General features: G+C 45.0%; 15 protein-coding genes and 1 pseudogene. 9 read left to right on the top strand and 7 right to left on the bottom strand.

The window, feature by feature from the left end; translation table 11 throughout:
* Positions 1-223: 223 nt before the first annotated feature.
* The 3 genes from AC0L6V_RS17585 to AC0L6V_RS17575 all read left to right on the top strand — a co-directional run bounded on the left by AC0L6V_RS17585 (position 224) and on the right by AC0L6V_RS17575 (position 4148).
* Positions 224-1078 (top strand): AraC family transcriptional regulator, encoded by an 855-nt coding sequence (locus tag AC0L6V_RS17585; protein ID WP_418138461.1) that lies wholly within the window; start codon positions 224-226, stop codon positions 1076-1078.
* 141 nt (positions 1079-1219) lie between these two features.
* Positions 1220-3361, top strand: coding sequence for a TonB-dependent siderophore receptor (locus AC0L6V_RS17580; protein ID WP_265219659.1), 2142 nt, complete (start codon positions 1220-1222; stop codon positions 3359-3361).
* Between the two features lie 43 nt (positions 3362-3404).
* Positions 3405-4148, top strand: coding sequence for a siderophore ferric iron reductase (locus AC0L6V_RS17575; RefSeq protein WP_265219658.1), 744 nt, complete (start codon positions 3405-3407; stop codon positions 4146-4148).
* A 62-nt stretch (positions 4149-4210) separates the two neighbouring features.
* Here the strand turns inward: AC0L6V_RS17575 and AC0L6V_RS17570 are convergent, their stop codons facing one another.
* On the bottom strand, positions 4211-4621 hold the full coding sequence (locus AC0L6V_RS17570) for a winged helix-turn-helix transcriptional regulator (RefSeq protein WP_409418838.1): 411 nt from the start codon (positions 4619-4621) through the stop codon (positions 4211-4213).
* An 83-nt stretch (positions 4622-4704) separates the two neighbouring features.
* On the opposite strand from AC0L6V_RS17570, the gene AC0L6V_RS17565 reads away from it, so the two are divergent.
* Positions 4705-5550, top strand: a complete 846-nt coding sequence (locus tag AC0L6V_RS17565) for an SDR family oxidoreductase (RefSeq protein WP_265219656.1) — start codon at positions 4705-4707, stop codon at positions 5548-5550.
* A gap of 93 nt (positions 5551-5643) precedes the next feature.
* On the opposite strand, the gene gyrB is transcribed toward AC0L6V_RS17565, so the two are convergent.
* The 4 genes and pseudogenes from gyrB to dnaA form a co-directional block, all read right to left on the bottom strand.
* Entirely contained in the window at positions 5644-8067 is a 2424-nt protein-coding gene (gene gyrB / locus AC0L6V_RS17560; protein ID WP_265219655.1) for a DNA topoisomerase (ATP-hydrolyzing) subunit B, read from the bottom strand.
* Positions 8068-9176: pseudogene (gene recF, locus AC0L6V_RS17555) on the bottom strand (DNA replication/repair protein RecF).
* Positions 9177-9274: 98 nt separating this feature from the next.
* The gene (gene dnaN / locus AC0L6V_RS17550) at positions 9275-10372 is read right to left on the bottom strand and encodes a DNA polymerase III subunit beta (protein WP_265219654.1); all 1098 of its coding nucleotides are present in this window, start codon (positions 10370-10372) and stop codon (positions 9275-9277) included.
* Positions 10373-10404: 32 nt separating this feature from the next.
* Complete coding sequence (gene dnaA / locus AC0L6V_RS17545; RefSeq protein ID WP_111605784.1) at positions 10405-11955, bottom strand: chromosomal replication initiator protein DnaA; 1551 nt, start codon at positions 11953-11955, stop codon at positions 10405-10407.
* A gap of 511 nt (positions 11956-12466) precedes the next feature.
* On the opposite strand from dnaA, the gene rpmH reads away from it, so the two are divergent.
* From rpmH to AC0L6V_RS17520, 5 genes are all read left to right on the top strand, one after another.
* The gene (rpmH, locus tag AC0L6V_RS17540) at positions 12467-12601 is read left to right on the top strand and encodes a 50S ribosomal protein L34 (protein ID WP_012072147.1); all 135 of its coding nucleotides are present in this window, start codon (positions 12467-12469) and stop codon (positions 12599-12601) included.
* Between the two features lie 8 nt (positions 12602-12609).
* The gene (gene rnpA / locus AC0L6V_RS17535; RefSeq protein WP_265219653.1) at positions 12610-13008 is read left to right on the top strand and encodes a ribonuclease P protein component; all 399 of its coding nucleotides are present in this window, start codon (positions 12610-12612) and stop codon (positions 13006-13008) included.
* A gap of 95 nt (positions 13009-13103) precedes the next feature.
* Entirely contained in the window at positions 13104-14759 is a 1656-nt protein-coding gene (gene yidC / locus AC0L6V_RS17530) for a membrane protein insertase YidC (RefSeq protein WP_265219652.1), read from the top strand.
* Positions 14760-14896: 137 nt separating this feature from the next.
* Positions 14897-16276 carry a tRNA uridine-5-carboxymethylaminomethyl(34) synthesis GTPase MnmE gene (gene mnmE / locus AC0L6V_RS17525; protein ID WP_265219651.1) on the top strand — a complete coding sequence of 460 codons (1380 nt, stop codon included), beginning with the start codon at positions 14897-14899 and terminating at the stop codon, positions 16274-16276.
* A gap of 249 nt (positions 16277-16525) precedes the next feature.
* Positions 16526-17449, top strand: coding sequence for an Abi family protein (locus AC0L6V_RS17520; protein WP_409418837.1), 924 nt, complete (start codon positions 16526-16528; stop codon positions 17447-17449).
* Positions 17450-17476: 27 nt separating this feature from the next.
* On the opposite strand, the gene AC0L6V_RS17515 is transcribed toward AC0L6V_RS17520, so the two are convergent.
* Positions 17477-18844, bottom strand: coding sequence for a TrkH family potassium uptake protein (locus AC0L6V_RS17515; RefSeq protein WP_265219649.1), 1368 nt, complete (start codon positions 18842-18844; stop codon positions 17477-17479).
* A gap of 1 nt (position 18845) precedes the next feature.
* Positions 18846-19499, bottom strand: a complete 654-nt coding sequence (locus AC0L6V_RS17510) for a potassium channel family protein (RefSeq protein WP_111605790.1) — start codon at positions 19497-19499, stop codon at positions 18846-18848.
* Positions 19500-19601: the final 102 nt, after the last annotated feature.

Below are 19601 nucleotides of genomic sequence, written 5' to 3'. Positions count from 1 at the left end.
ATCCATTTTTATTGTTTTGAATGGTTAAAGATAATCCGGATTTAATCACGCAACTTGATTAATTAATAGACTCCATAAAGAAAATCCCCAATGAGCTATTGCCCATTGGCATTAAAAGCCAATTAGATGATAATAGTTATTATTTTAAGCCTCAGGTCCATGACAAACCAAGATCGACTCACTCGTATCGAGAAAGTGTTAGATTACATTCACGAGCATTTGGATGAGCTCCATTCATGTGACGAATTTGGCCGAAAAAAGCTGTTGGTCACGGTGGCAGTTCCAGCGAGTGTTTAGCCAAGCAACGGGGCTTTCTGTCGCTCAATATGTAAGAGAGTTACGCCTAAGCAAAGCGGCCGAACTGTTACTATCCAGTAAAAATAAGCATGTAGATATTGCCATAGAATGTGGTTTTGACTCGGAAATAAGCTTCTCCCGAGCCTTTAAACACATGTTCAACTGTACCCCTCGATCTTATCGCCAGCAAGGTAAGCGCCATGGGTTGCGAACACCATTACAATATAGAAGGCTAGATAACACGCAAACAGATACCCCCAAAGCATTTACTCAAATACGCGTTGAAAGCCTCGAGAGCTTTGAAATTCAAGGCAAATGCGATTGGATTCGGGGACTACTGTCCGCATCCCCAAATTTTTCAGAACGTGTTCCACGACTTTGGTCTCAGGTCATTTCAGAAGTAAAGACAATGACAAAGGGCATGCGCCCAATTGGCATCATAGACACTCAAGACCATGCTGATCACCCAGATCAAATGCTTTATTGGGCCGGATACTTGAAACCCATAAACGCGTTATTACCACTCTTTTCGGGAGCGAATCCATTTGACAATGCGCCATTGGATACCGTCATTGTTCCACCTCAAGAGTACGCCGTCATTCCTGTTCATGGAAACGCTTCAGCGGTCAAAAAAGCATTAGAGTGGTTTATTTTCCAATGGCTACCTGAATCTAACTATTATGGCGTACAGGGCTACGAACTAGAAATTTATGATCCTGATTACAATCCACATAGCCAGCAGAGCTACATGGAATACTGGCTTCCGGTCAAACCCAGATAGTCTCTTAGCAATGAAGTCCGATCCATCATACGTGCTCGTATCCCTAACGGAAGATGCACCAAAAGGTTAAGTTTTATGTTCTTAAGAAAAATAGAATGAGATCCATTATCAATATTGTTTTATTCTATTTACGGAGTTACTATGAAACCGTCTGTGCATTTTCAATTCACTATACTGGCTTTGGCTATTACCTCAGTGTCACCTTACTCGCTTGCTGCTAATACATCAGAAACAACGGATCTAAACGTAGAGGACCAGTTAAGCCCTTTAGTGGTGAAAGGGCAAACATATCGTAATACCGCAACAAAAACACAGCTAGATCCAGAAGAAACACCGCAAGCTATTTCAGTAATAGAACAGGAAACTTTACAACAAAGAGGTACAGAAACCGTTGCGGAGGCGGTTCGGTACACACCAGGTATCAACACTGAATTACGAGGCGGTGCGGTAACACGATTGGATTTTTTTAATATACGAGGTTTCGGAAACGACAAAGCTTACTACGACGGACTGCAGCTACTTTATAACGATTGGAACCTACAACCACAAATCGATATGGCGGCGGTAGAGCAAGTGGAAGTGTTCAAAGGCCCAACCTCGACGTTGTACGGCGCTATGCCGCCAGGTGGCATGGTGAATCTGATCAGTAAAGCCCCTCAATCTGAGAGCCAACATAGCGTGGAATTAACCTTAGGTAATAATAATAAACGCGAAACACAAATCGATAGTACCGGCGCGCTAAACGATACAATGAACTATCGCGTCGTTGGACTCTTTCGCCAAAAGGACGGACAAGCCGTCACATCGGAAGAAGAGCGCATCATGATCGCGCCCTCTATTGATTGGAAAATAAGTGACAACACCATGCTTAACCTCAATATGTATTACCAAAAGGATCCAAGCATGGGGATCTATTCCACTTTGCCATCCAAAGGCACCGTCTATAACAGCATTAATGGAAAACTGTCTTCAGATGCCTATGCGGGTGACACAAACTGGGAAACCTATGACCGAGACGTATTGCTGCTTGGCTATAAGCTCGATCATAATATCAATGATACGTGGCGCTTTTTACAAAATGCTCGTTTCACCACAGCCAAAGCGTACCAAGAAAACACTTACTCTTCTTCACTAGACAGTGATGAAAGAACCTTAAACCGCCGCGCCTACCTAACAGATGAAAAGTCTGAAGGTATCAACATAGATAACCAATTTTCTGGATTGTTTGATATTGGCAATGCCGAACACAATATTTTGGTGGGTGTGGATTATCTAAAACTCAAATCTGATGTGATATACGAAGACGCCGTTGCGCCGAGCATTGATCTTTATAATCCAGATCACAAGCAGATTATCAGAGATAACCTAGACTTCGCTGGGTCCGGCTACAGCAGTGATTTTGCCATCGACAAAGAACAAACAGGCTTATACTTGCAAGATCAAATACGCCTCGATCAATGGGTCTTTATTGCCGGTGGTCGCTATGACCAATTTAAAGCAACAGAAAAAGGTCGTAAATACGGAGCGGCAACCAACACTAAGGTAGATCAAAGCCAATTTAGTGGTCGAGCAGGTGTGCTATATGAATTTGATAATGGTGTAGCGCCGTTTGTTAGCTACGCCCAAAGTTTTGAACCCGTTACTGGCTCAGATCGTAATGGCAAAACCTTTGATACGTCCACCGCCGACCAGTGGGAAGCCGGTTTAAAATACAAAAGACGAAACACCACAGCCAGCGCAACCGCGTTTGAAATCACCAAACGCAATGTACTGACTCGTGATCCTGACAGCTCAGACTACAGCCAAAAAGTCCAAGTAGGGGAAATGCGCTCTCGTGGTATCGAGCTTGAATTACAACACGCCATGACACCTGATATAACGGTCAAAGCAGCCTACACACTGCAAGACGTGGAAGTAACCAAAGACAACAGTGGTATAGAAGGTAATACACCTGTTTGGGTACCTGAAAAGCAATTCAATACTTGGCTAACCTATGCACCAACAGAAGGAAAACTAGTCGGAGCATCCTTCGGCTCAGGTGTGCGTTATGTAGGGCAAATGCAACTCGATGCCGCCAATTCGAATACCGTGCCATCGTTTACTTTGGTCGATTTGTCTATCGGTTATGACTTATCGGCATTATCACCACAATGGCAGGGCGCTAGCGTGAAATTTGCCATGAGCAACGTATTTGATGAAACCTATTACAGCTGCTACGACGCATCCAACTGCTGGTTTGGTGACGAAAGAGCTTACGAAATCAGTGCCCGCTATGAGTTTTAGCTATCTCATAGCATGGCTTAAAGCCACTATTTAGAGGTAAAACATGGAAAGGCTTATAGATCGTCTTTTCAACACTGCAAGATCATACATTGCGGTACTGGATGGCCAAGAAAGTTTGTCTAATGAGAAACCAAGCACGACAAGCTTATCCGCCACCCATCCAGAACCCGCTCTGCGGTTTTTGCATAAAACGCTACAAGAGGCGCACCCCGAAACGGGCGCGCCTTATTGGCGTATACGGTGTTGGGGATTAGTATGTTGGCAGCCGATCTATTTGGCGATGATTTGTGTTTATCAGCTCAAAGCCATTCCATTGCATTTGCAAAATCTAGAACAAAAACAGCAGGGTGAGATGGTCGCCGGATATTGTTTACCGGACGGAATATGGCAAGAGGGAAACCACGAAACCCTGATTAAAACCGCTTGCGAGCAACTCAGTATACTTTTTCAATCACTTGAAAACGCTCATGTAGAGGCTTTTGGAGGGCAGCCCGCACTTTATAAAGGCTTACTCGCTGACCAATTGATGAGTGCCTTGATAGCAATAGAAAACATACTTCCTGATGAACAAAAATACGATCTGGAGGGGGATTTTCGTCTTTGGGCACAGGCCATGAATTTACCCTTAAAACCACTGAAAGGGCTTAGCCTACAAACGGCCAAAACACCTGTTTTTGTACGCCACACGTGCTGCTTACATTTTCGCCGTGAAGGCGGAGAACTGTGCGCCAACTGCCCGAGACTGCATACGAAAAGCGCCAAGCAGAAACAGCAATGTAGTGCTTAGCTTAAAGAGAGAGATTAGTAAGCACTCACTTAAATGAAAGGCTAATAATTTATAGCCTTTAATTAGGAAGCCAACATTTCATTGCGGGACTGCTGGGCCAAAATATCCGTAAGATTGTCCTCAATCCAATCCGCCAAATTGGCAACGCGAATCGCTACTTCAAACCCTAACGTCGTCAGACTGTATTCCACATGAGGCGGCACCACAGGATACGATGTGCGTAAAACAAAGCCGTCTAATTCCAAGGCTTGAAGGGTTTGCGCCAACATTTTTTCACTGACGCCTAAAATCTTGCGACGCAGTTCACTAAAACGATGCGTTTCACCGTCCTTCAGAGCAAACAACACCAAAACCCCCCAGCGACTGGTGACATGCTTCAAAATATCACGGGAAGGGCATTTGTCTGAAAATACATCGCCTCGCTCAAATAAGTGAGCCATACCGTTCACAGAATCTTGTAAATTATTTTCCATACTTACCTTTTTGTACGTACTTACTAAAAGTTTGTTAGTGATATATTCTACTTCTATCAACTTAAAACTCAAAGGAGAATATTATGATTTTAATCACCGGCGCATCTGGCCAACTTGGTCGTCTAGTTATCGATAACCTTTTAAATACCACACCCGCTAACCAAATCGTGGCAGCGGTTCGTAACCCAGAAAAAATCGCCGATTTAGCCGAAAAGGGCGTACAAGTTCGCCAAGCGGATTACAGCGATCTTGATTCTCTTGTTGCGGCAATGCAAGGCGTAGAAAAAGTACTATTGGTTTCTTCCAGCGAAGTGGGTCAACGTGTTGAGCAACACCGCAATGTCATCCATGCCGCCAAAGAAGCGGGGGTTGCTTTGATTGCTTACACCAGTATCTTAAACGCGGACACATCACCGCTTATTTTGGCAAAAGAACACGTAGCGACAGAAAATCTGTTAGCGGAATCTGGCGTACCTTACGTACTACTTCGCAATGGCTGGTACTCAGAAAACTACACAATGGGCCTTGCACCCGCTTTAGAATACGGTGTGGTTGGCTGTGCAGGAGACGGAAAACTATCTACCGCAGCACGGGCTGACTATGCCGCCGCGGCCGCCGCGGTACTGATTAAAGATGGACAAGCAGGTAAAGTCTACGAACTGGCGGGCGACAACGCCTTCACACTCAGTGAATACGCCGCCGCGATTAGCAAGGTATCCGGTAAAACCGTGACGTACCACAACGTTCCTGAAGCGGAATACACCAAGATTCTAGTGGGTGCAGGCTTACCAGAAGGCTTCGCCGCGGTTCTTGCCGATTCCGAAGTGGGTGCCTCTCAAGGCGGCCTATTCAGCGACAGCAAAGACCTATCAACGCTCATTGGTCGCCCTACGACGTCCATTGAAGACAGCATCAAAGCCGCGTTGTAAGTCATTTTAGCGTTGCTTAGGTATACAAATTAGATCAAAAAAACGGTTAGAGCTTGCGCACTCTAACCGTTTTTTTATTTGCTAATCAAACGCTTAAACGTCTAGGTTGGCGACGTTCAAGGCGTTGTCTTGGATGAAGTTACGACGTGGTTCCACTTCGTCACCCATCAAGGTGGTGAACATTTGGTCGGCGGCAACGGCGTCGTCGATGGTGACGCGAAGCATGCGGCGCGCATTAGGATCCATAGTGGTTTCCCAAAGTTGCTCAGGGTTCATCTCACCCAAACCCTTATAGCGCTGGATGGTCATACCGCGAGACGCTTCTTTCATTAGCCAAGACTTCATGTCACTGATGGTTTTCACCGCTTCACGACGTTCGCCACGTTGGATATAAGACTCTTCCCCAAACAGTTCTGCAACCGTTTCCGCCATCGTTACAATACGTTTGTATTCTGGAGAATTAAAGAAAGTGCCTTCAAAACGGTAACGGTTAGACACGCCGTGAGACATGATATCGACTACTGGTAAGTAGATATTACGTTCATCGTCTTTTTCCACAGAGAAGTCAAAGCGGAAGCCAGTACGTGCGTCTTGTGGCATCTGGCTACGAATAGCGTCAACCCATTCCATTACAGCCGCTTCTTTCGTCAGGCTATCTTGGGTAAGTGGTTTGCAGTACAAAAGTTTGCCCATTACATCTTTTGGGTACACACGAGACAATCGATCAATATCGCCTTCAATGTGAATGTAATCACGGACCAGTTTTGCTAGGTGCTCGCCTTGGATACCTGGGGCATCTTCATTGACATGCATGTGAGCACCGTCCAAAGCCACTTCAATTAAATGGTGATCCAACGCCGCTTCGTCTTTGATGTATTGTTCTTGCTTACCACGTTTGATTTTGAACAAAGGTGGCTGCGCAATGAAGATGTGACCGCGTTCGATGATTTCTGGCATTTGACGGAAGAAAAAGGTCAAAAGTAGGGTACGAATGTGCGAGCCATCCACGTCGGCATCGGTCATGATAACAATGCTGTGGTAACGCAATTTGTCAGCGTTGAATTCGTCACGACCGATACCACAACCTAATGCCGTAATCAGAGTGCCAACTTCAACAGACGCGAGCATCTTGTCAAAACGGGCTTTTTCGACGTTTAAGATTTTACCTTTCAGCGGCAAAATAGCTTGCGTACGACGATCACGACCTTGTTTTGCCGAGCCACCTGCAGAATCACCCTCCACTAGGTAGATTTCAGAAAGCGCTGGGTCTTTTTCCTGACAATCGGCCAATTTACCTGGCAAACCAGCGATGTCTAGCGCGCCTTTACGACGGGTCATATCACGGGCACGACGAGCCGCTTCACGGGCACGCGCCGCATCGATCATTTTGTTAACGATGATTTTGGCTTCGTTTGGTTTCTCTAGTAGGAACTCAGAGAAACGCTTGGTCATTTCTTGCTCTACGGCCGTTTTTACTTCAGAAGACACCAGTTTGTCTTTGGTCTGAGAAGAGAACTTCGGATCCGGCACTTTTACCGATACGATGGCAGTCAAACCTTCACGGCAGTCGTCGCCTGTTGTCGCTACTTTTTGTTTCTTCGCTAACCCTTCTTTCTCGATGAAAGTGTTTAGGGTACGCGTTAACGCGCCGCGGAAACCCGCAAGGTGAGTCCCGCCGTCGCGTTGTGGAATATTGTTGGTGTAACAGTAAATATTTTCTTGGAAACCTTCGTTCCACTGCAACGCCACTTCAACCGCAATACCGTCTTCTAGGTCATCACGTTGGCACATAAAGTGGAAAATATCGTTAATGGGGGTTTTGTTGGTGTTCAAATGTTCGACAAAAGAGCGCAAGCCGCCACTGTAGTTGAAGAAGTCTTCTTTACCCGTGCGCTCGTCTTTGAGTCGAATGGCAACACCAGAGTTCAAGAATGATAACTCACGCAGGCGCTTCGCCAGAATGTCGTAAACAAACAGGATGTTATTAAAAGTCGCAGGAGAAGGTTTAAAATGAACGGTTGTGCCTTTGCCATCAGAATCTCCGACAATCGCCAATGGCGCTTGTGGCACACCATGGACATAATGTTGTTCGTAGACTTTACCATTTTTCCGAATCGTCAAAGTGAGCGCTTCAGATAGGGCGTTTACTACCGAGACACCCACACCGTGAAGACCACCGGAAACCTTGTATGAGTTATCGTCAAACTTACCACCAGCGTGAAGTACCGTCATGATAACTTCGGCGGCAGAAACGCCTTCTTCTTCGTGTATATCAACCGGAATACCACGGCCATTATCCGAAACAGAAATCGATTCATCTGGGTGGATCAGTACAGTAATGGTGTCACAATGGCCAGCGAGAGCTTCATCGATGGAGTTATCGACGACTTCAAACACCATGTGGTGCAAACCCGTACCATCATCCGTATCACCGATATACATGCCTGGACGTTTACGTACGGCATCTAGCCCTTTGAGCACCTTGATACTGGACGAATCGTAATTATTTTCACTCATTTAACTCTCCTGCAAACCTTTGCTCAATTAAAGACAGTTCGCCGTTATTCATCGAAAACTGACGAACGTCTGTTGTGTCGGCCCAAGTAAAATCCGTTGTGTCAGGCTCGACACTGGTAATAAAAATTTGGCTGTTTAATGACTCCAACAACTGACAAAGTTTCTGTCTGTGGTTGGCGTCCAATTCAGCTGGTAAATCATCCACTAAAAATACCAGGGGGCGTCCCATATCGATCAGTAATTGCCCTTGAGCGATCTTCAACGCAGACACAACCAGTTTTTGTTGACCACGAGACAGTGTGTCTAATGCATCTCCCGTCGCGGTTTTCACTCGTAAGTCAGCTCGTTGAGGACCTGTATGCGTATAACCCAGCTCTATATCTCGCTCGCGTCCTGCTTCCACCGCCATCTGTAAACTTTTCTGAGCGTCCCAGCCTTGGAAGAACTGCAAACTCACCGAAAGCTCTGTGGTTAAGAGCGATAAAACCTTCACAAAATGTGGTGTTAATTTCTCCACATACGCTCTGCGAGATTGATTGACTTGCTCACCCAGTCGGATCAATTCCTGATCAAATGCCGCCAATAAACTGAGGGATATTTTACCACGTCTGAGCAAGGTATTCCGCTGTTTTAATGCTTTTTGCCAGCCTCGCCACGCTTGAATGAAGTCTTTATCGAAATGAAACACCCCCCAGTCAATAAATTGGCGTCGAATGCTCGGTGAACCCTCTAATAATCGAAAAGCATCGGGGTTAATAAGCTGTACAGGAAGGCGTTCTGCAAGCTCAACGACCGATTGGGGCTCGCTGACCTTGAATACGAACGTCAATCTGACCATCACGATAGCGCTGTAGGCCCACACGAATCGGGCTGCCTTGTGTTTGGTAGAGCTGTGCAAAGACGATACAAGCCTCGTTTTCATGCTGAATATAGGTCTTGTGTTTGTGACTACGAAAGGAGCGACCAAACGACAATAGGTGAATGGCTTCCAACACAGAAGTTTTACCGCTGCCATTTTTGCCAACAATCACATTTACTTGGGGCGAAGGTTCAAAGCGCACACTAGAAAGGTTGCGAACATGAGAGATGTCCAAACGCACCAGCGGCATAACTCTTAAACCTTAATGAGGGTAGGGAAGACAACCCGCTTGGCATGTTAGAAAACGACATTGCCAAGCGAGTGATAGGTCTATCATCTAAGTGATGATTATAGACGCATCGGCATCACAACGTATTGTGCTGCGTGGCTTTGTGCTTCTTCGATCAAGGCACTGCTGTTCGAGTCATTCAATGATAAACGCACTTCTTGAGAGTCTACGACACCCAATACGTCTAACAAATAACCCACGTTGAAGCCCACTTCCATATTGTCGCCTTGGTATTGCACCAATACAGATTCTTCAGCCTCTTCTTGCTCTGGGTTATTGGCAAACACTTGCAACATGCCATTAGACAGAATCAAACGCACACCACGGTATTTCTCGTTAGAAAGAATCGATGCTCGCAGGAATACTTGGCGTAATTCCAAGCGATCAGCAATGACGATTTTTTCATTATTACGTGGAATAACACGGTGATAATCCGGGAATTTTCCGTCAACTAATTTAGAGGTAAACACATACTCAGCGACTTTAGCACGAATATGGTTTGTACCTATTGTTAGCTCAACCAACTCATCTGTGTCGTTTAGCAAGCGGTTTAGTTCCAACACACCTTTACGCGGTACAATAACTTGTGTCAAATCACCGCTTACTTGCGCGTCTTCAACTGCCGTTGCCAAACGGTGTCCATCGGTCGCAACAACTCGTAGCTGACCATCCGCTACTTCTAACAACATACCGTTAAGGTAATAACGCACGTCTTGGTTCGCCATCGCAAAACCGGTACGGTCGATCAAACGACGCACACTATTTTGTGGAATAGAAACCGTTAGATCACCTTGCATGTCTTGGATATTAGGAAACTCATCTGCTGGCAAAGTGGACAAACTAAAACGTGAACGACCAGAACGAATGACCGCTTTTTGATCGTCCAAGGTGAACTCAATCACTGCACTGTCTGGTAAGCTTTTGCAAATATCCATTAGTTTACGAGCTGGAACCGTAATACGGCCTTCTTCACACTCATCTAAAGGTACATGGCCCACCAATTCAACTTCTAAGTCAGAACCAGTCAAAGTTAATAGTTGGTCCTTCACTTCCACCAACACATTGGCCAAGACGGGCATGGTTTGTTTGCGCTCTACAACGCCTGCCACTAGTTGAAGTGGCTTAAGAAGTGTCTCGCGGACGACTGAAAATTTCATTATTTTCCTCGTAAACTCAAAGTCTTAGACCATCAGGTGGTCAGAATTCGCATCAATTGTTTATAGTCTTCACGGATATCCGAATCCGTATCTTGCAGTTCTTTAATCTTGCGAATCGCATGCAAGGCTGTCGTATGGTCGCGGCCACCAAAGGCATCACCAATTTCAGGCAAACTATGGTTGGTCAGCTCTTTGGCTAACGACATCGCCACTTGGCGAGGACGAGCAACCGATCGACTACGACGTTTCGACAGCAGATCACTGATCTTAATTTTGTAGTATTCCGCTACAATTCGCTGGATATTATCGATGTTTACCAGCTTATCTTGCAAGGCCAAAAGATCTTTTAACGACTCACGCACAAAATCCGGCGTAATCGCCCGACCGGTAAAATGTGAGTTAGCGATAACACGTTTCAACGCACCTTCTAATTCACGTACGTTCGAACGTATTTTCTGTGCAATAAAGAAAGCCGAATCATAAGATAGCTTAATGCCACTTTCATCCGCTTTACGCATCAAAATCGCCACACGAGTTTCTAATTCCGGCGGCTCAATAGCAACCGTTAATCCCCAGCCAAAGCGCGACTTAAGGCGATCTTCCAAACCTTGGATTTCTTTAGGGTAGCGGTCACAGGTAAGAATCATCTGCTGACCACCTTCTAATAAAGCGTTAAAGGTGTGGAAAAACTCTTCTTGCGTACGATCTTTACCGGCAAAAAACTGAATATCATCAATTAATAAGGCATCAACCGAACGATAATAACGTTTAAAATCGTTGATCGCGTTCAACTGAAGCGCTTTTACCATGTCAGCAACGAAGCGTTCAGAATGCAGGTACACCACCTTAGCATTCGGATTATGACGCATCATTTCCGTACCAACGGCTTGCATTAAGTGGGTTTTACCCAAGCCAACCCCGCCGTATATGAAGAGAGGGTTATAAGCGCCACCTGGATTCTCCGCAACTTGCAAGGCCGCAGCATGAGCGAGCTGGTTAGATTTACCTTCGATGAAGTTATCAAAGGTAAACGAATTATTGAGATTCGCGCCGTGGTTAATACCACCTTCCACTTGTACTTTACGTTTGGGCGCCGTTAATGGAAGTTGTCCCTGTTCATAAGGTTCAAGTTCACCACGCAATCCAGTACCAGATAAGGTTAATGGTGCTTCAAATTCTAGGTCAGCATTTGGGCTGCCTTCTTCGTCATCCATTAAGCCAAAACCTGGACGATAGCCAGACTCTCTCGCCACCTCATTATTCAATGGATTAATAGCAGGTTCATTTGAAACCGGCGGCGGTGGCGGCGACATCGAATTTGCTTGAGCAAAGTTTTGCGCCTTCACCTCCAGCTTTAAAGCAGGGGCAAGGTCATCGCCAGCAAATTCAGACAATAATTCTTTTATGCGCGTTTGATATTTGTTACTCACCCAATCCAACACAAAACGGTTTGGTGCACTTAGGCACAATTCTCCATTCGGCATCATTTCAGCCTGCAATGGACGAATCCAGGTGTTGAACTGAGATGTGGAAAACTCACTCTGCAAGCGCTGCAGACAAAGATTCCAATGCTCCAAAGACACTGTAGACGTACTCCCTGGTTGAGTGACAGACAAGGAGCGGATTTTACATCGGGCATTTAAAGTTATCCACACATAAATAGAAAAAAAACCGATTCCTACCGTAAATCAAAAAATGTTAATAACATGGCAGGTTATACACAGGAGTAGATAAGAAATATTTTTGTGCATAAAAGCATAAGTTATACACACGACATAATGCGTTTATTTTAATACTATCCACATGTGGAAAAAGTTTTATCATTTTGTTTTTTATACACATTAGAGACTTAAAAAAAGAGGTTGTGGATAAAATATTTCTATTCAAATTTCTTTATCCACTTCTTTGGTAAAACTCTGTGTGTAAGTATTGAATGAATTGTGCAGCTCTTTTTTTCATAATTCCCCTCTGTAAGCATTGAATTTACTGGAAAAAGCCTCTAAAATCCGCGCCCTGATTTGACCAATCAAATGTAGAGGCTTGGCGCGAGCTAACCCTCAAAACTCAAACACTGCATTCAGTGAGAGAATTAAGATGAAAAGAACTTTCCAACCTAGCGTTCTAAAACGCAAACGTAACCACGGTTTCCGTGCTCGTATGGCTACTAAAGGCGGACGTCAAGTTATCGCTCGTCGTCGTGCTCGCGGCCGTAAGGTTCTAAGCGCATAAGTACGCTGATGACCGAATATTGTTTTCCTCGGCACGTCAGACTTCTGAATGCCGGGGATTATCAATCTGTCTTTAATGACACCTCCTCCAAAGTCTTTGCAGGCGAATTCCTTTTATTGGCACGAAAACGAGATGATAACCAAGCTCGGTTAGGTCTTATTGTGTCGAAAAAAACGGATAAACGCGCGGTAGGCCGGAATCGTATCAAACGCTTGGTACGTGATTCCTTTCGTCACCACAAAACTCCACTTTCTGGCCTTGATATTGTCTTCCTAGCACGCCAAGGCATCAAAGAATTAGATAATGCCGATTTGCATAAGCGACTCGACAAAGCATGGGATCAGTTGGCAAAAAAAGCCTTAAAACCCGCTCAAAATAAAAAACGCGATCAAGATAAGCAGAAATAGGCTGAAAAAACTGCCAAAGGCTGGTTTAATAGCGCGTGATTTTTATAAGGGTTCAATGAACCTACTTGTCTAACCAAATGAATTAGTTGAATACCATGGATTTCAGACGTTACTTTTTATGGGGTGCGCTTTTTATCAGTGGCTACATGCTGTTTTTACAGTGGAGCCAAGATTATGGTCCTCAGTCCACGCAAAGCGTAGCTCAAAGCACACAGTCTCAAACTGAGACAAACTCTCAAATGAACGATGATTTGCCTATGGCAACTCAAAGTACGGCCGATGCGAATGCCGAGATTCCGCAAAGTGTGAGCCAAATTGCACCCGGAAAACTGATAGAAGTGACAACCGATACCTTGCGTGTTGCCATTAATCCAGTTGGCGGCGACCTTGTTGAAGCGGCTTTGCTGCAATACAAAAAAGAATTAGGTAAACCGGATCCTTATGTCATTTTAGAAGATGGCTCTGCGCGTACTTATGTCACGCAAAGTGGTTTAGTGGGTCAAAACGGTCCCGACGCTTCACCAGAAGGCCGTCCAGTCTATCAGTCAGAAAAAACGACTTATACTTTGACGGATGGTGAAGATTCGCTTGACGTAAATCTCTATTACACCGATGCAAAAGGCGTGAAATACACCAAAACCTTCCGTTTTACGAAAGGTCAGTACCGTATTCGCCAATTGATCACGGTTGATAACACGTCTTCAAGCACGTGGCGCGGTAATCTGTTCGCACAGATTAAACGTGACAATTCAGAAGATCCAAGTACGGCCACTAGCATGGGCTTACAGCCTTACCTAGGCGGTGCGGTTTCTGATGAGCAGAACAAATACAAAAAAGTATCTTTTTCTGACATGAGAGAAGAACCGCTTAAAACCACCACTACACAAGGTTGGGTTGCATTGCTACAACACTATTTTGTGTCTGCATGGATCCCTGAGCAAGGTCAAAAAGTCACTTTACAAGCGCGTACTAACGGTGACTTTAATATCATTGGCTTCACCGGTTCGCCTGTGGAAATCGCGTCAGGCAAACAAGGTACATTAAGCTCAACGTTCTATGTTGGCCCTAAATTACAAGATCACCTTGAAAGCACCGCAGAAAATCTAGATTTGACCGTCGATTATGGTTGGTTATGGTGGTTAGCAAAACCACTATTTTGGCTGTTAACCTTGATCCAGTCTTATGTGATCAACTGGGGTATCGCCATCATTTTGATCGTAGTGTGTGTGAAGGCAATCTTCTTCAAGTTGTCTGCCGCAAGCTACCGTTCTATGGCGAAAATGCGTAAGTTCGGTCCTGAAATTGCCAAACTGAAAGATCAATACGGTGATGACCGTCAAAAGATGTCTCAAGCCATGATGGCGCTCTACAAGAAAGAGAAAATAAACCCACTAGGGGGCTGTTTACCTATTTTGGTACAAATGCCGGTTTTCCTTTCTTTGTACTGGGTGCTGATGGAATCTGTTGAGCTACGTCATGCTCCATTTTTCTTATGGATCCATGACTTATCTGTAATGGATCCTTATTTCGTACTGCCTATCTTAATGGGCCTTAGTATGATGGGACAGCAAATGCTTAACCCAACACCGCCAGATCCAATGCAAGCTAGAATCATGAAGATAATGCCGATCGCATTTACCTTCTTCTTCTTGTGGTTCCCGAGCGGTTTGGTACTGTACTGGGTGACAAACAACACCTTGTCAATCATACAGCAGTACATCATTACGAAACGTATCGAAAAAGAAGCCTGATAACAAAATCGGTCTTTGATTTCAAAAAAGGCTTCCCATTGGGAGGCCTTTTTTACGTTTAGATTGCCATGCTTGTCTTGCTAACGGACAATGACAGCCATCTCTATTTATTTTCTTTTATCGCACAGAGTTTGATTATGACCGATTTCCAATACGCCACAGACCAAGACACGATTGCCGCACAAGCCACCGCTCCTGGCCGAGGTGGCGTAGGGATCATTCGTTTATCCGGTCCAAAAAGCCTTGCCATCGCCAAACAGATTATCGGCTTTGAACCTAAACCACGTTATGCCCATTACGTGCCGTTTAAAACCACGAATCAAGAACAGCTAGATGAAGGCATCGCCTTATATTTTCCAGGTCCCAACTCCTTCACTGGCGAAGATGTGTTTGAACTGCAAGGCCATGGCGGCCCCGTCATTATGGACATGCTGCTGAGTCACTGTGTTGCCCTTGGTGCGCGCTTAGCACGTCCTGGTGAGTTCTCCGAACGTGCCTTCATGAACGATAAAATGGATTTAACCCAAGCGGAAGCCATTGCCGACTTGATCGACAGTACGTCAGAACAAGCCGCTAAATGCGCATTGCGTTCCTTACAAGGTGCCTTCTCAAAACGCGTAGACGAACTGGTTGAAGCCTTAATTCATCTGCGTATTTACGTAGAAGCGGCGATCGATTTTCCAGAAGAAGAGATCGACTTCATCGGTGACGGCAAAGTCGCCACAGAACTGGCAGGCATTCAAGCGAAGCTTGTTGACGTGCTCAAAGAAGCCAACCAAGGCGCCTTGATTCGTGAAGGGATGAACGTGGTCATAGCAGGGCGTCCCAATGCCGGCAAGTCCAGCTTATTGAACGCCTTATCAGGCAAAGAGTCCGCCATCGTCACCAACATCGAAGGCACCACTCGAGACGTATTGCGTGAACATATCCATCTAGATGGCATGCCACTGCACATTATCGACACCGCAGGCTTACGCGACAGCCCAGACGAAGTAGAGCGCATCGGTATTCAGCGCGCATGGGACGAAATTAGCAAAGCGGATCGCATTCTCATGATGGTCGACAGCCAATCGATAGATTCAAAAGACCCAAGCGAAATCTGGCCAGAATTCATGGAAAAACTGGGCAATACCAAACACCTTACCTTGGTGCGTAACAAAGTCGATTTGACCAAAGAAGGCACGGGCATTGAAATGGTCTCAGGCGTCCCTGTCATCTCTCTATCGGCAAAAACAGGTGAGGGCGTTCGTGATCTGACTGAACACCTAAAAGCCGTCATGGGCTTCGACAGCACGACTGAAGGAGGATTTATCGCCCGTCGCCGTCACATAGAAGCGCTCAACAAAGCCAACCGTTTCTTAGACGCCGGTAACGAACAGCTGCATGGATACGGGGCAGGGGAACTGCTTGCGGAAGACCTAAAAGAAGCTCAACAAGCCCTAAGTGAAATCACTGGCGCGTTTACCAGTGACGACTTGTTAGGCCGCATCTTTGGCTCGTTTTGTATCGGGAAGTAGAATACGCAACTTAGTAGAAAAGTTGAAAATGGCTGGTTGAAATACCAACTTACTATAATTAAGGTGACAATAAATGTTTTTAAATTCAATGGATTGGATTAATGTTTGGTTTTCTAGTTGTTTAGCTATCTTAAACAAATACATTGCAACAAGTATATTTGTCGCTATAATTAATTCTAACAACACCCCTCCCGCTACCCGTAAGATCAGCGCCCTGCGAGGGGTTACTTGTTTCTGGGGGAATAAAAAATGACTACCCAGAACAAAATCCTTTTTACTAAGCCGCCTAAGACGTTTGCTGAACAAGTTCAGATACTGAAATCTCATGGTTTGGATATTCCAGATCAATCGAAAGCTGAATTTTATCTTTCACAGCTAAATTATTATCGGCTATCAGCTTACTGCTTACCCTTCGAGACAAATCACACGACTCATCAGGTTGCTCCCGGTACAACGTTCGATGATGTGTTAAACCTCTATATTTTTGATCGAGAGTTACGCTTACTGCTTCTAGATGCTATCGAAAAAATCGAAGTCTCATTAAGAACGCAAATGGCTTATCACTTAAGTCACCGTCATAATACAGCGCACCCGCATCTTGCCCCCTCAATATTTCAAAATACGGGAAGACATCAAGATGGGTTAAACAAGTTGAAAAAAGATGTACATCAAAGCGATGAAGACTTTATTCGCCATCTAACAACTAAGTATCAGGAGACATTACCTCCCATATGGGCCGTAGTTGAGCTAATGACTATGGGTCAATTATCCAAATGGTTTTCCAATATCAATGAGAGGCAAGACCGCAAAGCAATCTGTCAGGTTTACAACCTCAATGAAGCAGTAATGACTTCGTTTTGCGAGCATTTGTCGTTGGTGAGAAACAAAGCTGCCCATCATGCGAGGCTATGGAATCGTGTTTTTCCTAAGCAAATGAAGTTACCAACAGTCGGTCCAAACGATTTGATTAATAGCATTTTGCGCTTGCCTCACAACGATAGGAACTTAAAAAAGCTCTACAACACGTTGACAATAATGCTATATCTCATGGATATAATAGCTCCTGGGCATCACTGGAAAACGAGACTCAAAAACTTAATCAATACGCATGCCATAGATACAACAAAAATGGGCTTTCCCACTGATTGGGAAACCCGACCTCTGTGGGTATAAAGAAGGCTTGATAGCACTATAAAGCCCTTAACCCACGGTCATTTTAACTTTTGGATAGCGGACTTTTTTGCTTCTTGGGCTGGCGAGGAAGTAGGCCAGTGTTAATGGGCCTAAACGGCCGATAAACATCAAGAAGATGATGATAAATTCGCCAGTATTGCTTAAGTTTCCAGTTAATCCTCGAGATAACCCCACAGTGCCAAGTGCTGAGACCGCTTCGAAAACCACATCTAGGAAGTCGGCGTGTTTTTCACTGATCAAGAGACCAAAAATCGCCAACCAAGTCACACCAATTGAGATCATGGTTAACGCGAGCGCTTTACTGATCACATCTTTGGGGATTTCTCGCTTAAACACATTGACTTCGGAATCTCGTCGTAAATACGCATAAGTGGCAAATATTAACAGCATAAAAGTCACTACCTTAATGCCGCTGGCGGTACTCAAAGAGCCCCCTCCAATGAACATCAGCAGCAACATAAGAGCAGTGGTCGCATCTTCTAATTGATCTATCGCAAGCGTGTTAAAGCCCGCTGTTCTTGGGGTTACGGCCTGAAACCATGAGGCAAGCCACTTGCCTGTTTCGCTCAGAGGACCAAGAGTGTTTGGATTGCTGTATTCAATAAAATAAATCGTAAGCAAAGCCACCAAATTGATGACAATGGTGCCAATGATCATCATCTTGCTGTAAGGTGAAAGTCTTACCCAACGACGGTTTTTCATTAGGTCAATCCAGACGGAAAACCCCAAACCACCGATAATAAACAATCCGCTTATGGTGAAATTCACCACAGGGTCGGCCACATAAGGAACAAGGCTGTCAGCACTCAATGCAAAGCCTGCGTTATTAAAGGCGCTGATGGTGTAGAAAAAGCCATGAAATAAACTGGTTTTCCAGCCGAGTGTCTCGCTCCAATGCACCGTAAGAATCAAGATGCCAATGGCTTCGACGATGAAGGAAAACAGCAACACAGATTTGGCCGTGGAAACGATACTAGAGGCGTCGGTTTGATTAAAGGCTTCAATCGCAACCGTACGTTGTAAAAAACCAATACGGCCGCCTAGAGCAACGAGAGTGACCACAGCAAAGGTCATTAAACCTAAACCACCGCATTGAATTAACACCGCAATCACGACTTGCCCAAAAGTCGTAAAAACCGTGCCCGTATCTTGTACCACCAGCCCTGTTACTGTGACGGCTGACGTGGCAGTAAAAAGGCTATGCACCCAACCAATTGGGGTTGTTGTGGCCATAGGCAGTTTGAGTAACAGGGTTCCTATGACAATTAACAATAAAAAGCCGCCACACAGTATCAAAGGCGGTGCTGCCATGATCTTTTTAGCGGCTTTTGAGTGTCTTTCAATAGGAGAAACCGAGGGGTCCCACATCACCATATCAAACCAACCTTGGTACGAGGGATTTTAGAGAAGTGCGTGTACCAGACAACAATAGAACGTCATGGGTTTGAAAAACAAAATCATGCTTCAATTGCAAAAATGTTTCTTGTTCTCGTTTGATCATCACGGCTTCAACACGCCCTTTCGACGCACTGAGAACGTCGCCTAATGACTGGCCATCCAAATGGGATTTTATGTGTATTTCCACCACATATAGACCATGACCAATCGACAGGTAATCGTTCACCATCGGATAGTTCAACGCTTGGGCCACTCGAACCCCCATTTCTTCTTCAGGATGAATAATGCGAGCGACACCCAATTTAGAAACAATAGTATGGTGAGCACGGCTGCTGGCTTTGACCCAAATCTCTTTCACGCCCAGCTTTTTCAGTGCCAAGATGCACAACAGGCTGGATTCCATGTCTTCACCAATGGCCACCAGCACCGCCTCGCTGTTAATCAAATCAAGTTCTTTTAAGGCATTCTCATCAGTGGAATCACAAATTATCACTTGGGTGAAGTCATCAACATATTTTTCTGCAATTTTAGCGTCTCGATCCACCCCCGTGACCGTATGCCCTAAATAAATCAGCTCCATGCTGGCCGCAATGCCAAAACGCCCCAAACCAATTACCGTAAAATGCGCCATATTGATTCCCTTTTGTTCGTATTTTTGAGAGTCTTTCGATAATTTAACGATCAGATAACAAGCGATAACCTAGGCCAGCTTCCGTTTTGATAACACGCTGAT

This window comes from Marinomonas sp. G8-14 (assembly GCF_055808935.1).
This window is presented reverse-complemented; position numbering and strand designations above follow the sequence as displayed.

Coding starts and splice junctions, on each gene's coding strand:
- AC0L6V_RS17515 (WP_265219649.1), bottom strand. CDS start 18,844: ATGGTGATGTGGGACCCCTCGGTTTCTCCTATTGAAAGACACTCAAAA.
- AC0L6V_RS17565 (WP_265219656.1), top strand. CDS start 4,705: ATGATTTTAATCACCGGCGCATCTGGCCAACTTGGTCGTCTAGTTATC.
- AC0L6V_RS17570 (WP_409418838.1), bottom strand. CDS start 4,621: ATGGAAAATAATTTACAAGATTCTGTGAACGGTATGGCTCACTTATTT.
- AC0L6V_RS17580 (WP_265219659.1), top strand. CDS start 1,220: ATGAAACCGTCTGTGCATTTTCAATTCACTATACTGGCTTTGGCTATT.
- AC0L6V_RS17575 (WP_265219658.1), top strand. CDS start 3,405: ATGGAAAGGCTTATAGATCGTCTTTTCAACACTGCAAGATCATACATT.
- AC0L6V_RS17510 (WP_111605790.1), bottom strand. CDS start 19,499: ATGGCGCATTTTACGGTAATTGGTTTGGGGCGTTTTGGCATTGCGGCC.
- rnpA (WP_265219653.1), top strand. CDS start 12,610: ATGACCGAATATTGTTTTCCTCGGCACGTCAGACTTCTGAATGCCGGG.
- AC0L6V_RS17585 (WP_418138461.1), top strand. CDS start 224: ATGAGCTCCATTCATGTGACGAATTTGGCCGAAAAAAGCTGTTGGTCA.
- rpmH (WP_012072147.1), top strand. CDS start 12,467: ATGAAAAGAACTTTCCAACCTAGCGTTCTAAAACGCAAACGTAACCAC.
- yidC (WP_265219652.1), top strand. CDS start 13,104: ATGGATTTCAGACGTTACTTTTTATGGGGTGCGCTTTTTATCAGTGGC.
- mnmE (WP_265219651.1), top strand. CDS start 14,897: ATGACCGATTTCCAATACGCCACAGACCAAGACACGATTGCCGCACAA.
- AC0L6V_RS17520 (WP_409418837.1), top strand. CDS start 16,526: ATGACTACCCAGAACAAAATCCTTTTTACTAAGCCGCCTAAGACGTTT.
- dnaN (WP_265219654.1), bottom strand. CDS start 10,372: ATGAAATTTTCAGTCGTCCGCGAGACACTTCTTAAGCCACTTCAACTA.
- gyrB (WP_265219655.1), bottom strand. CDS start 8,067: ATGAGTGAAAATAATTACGATTCGTCCAGTATCAAGGTGCTCAAAGGG.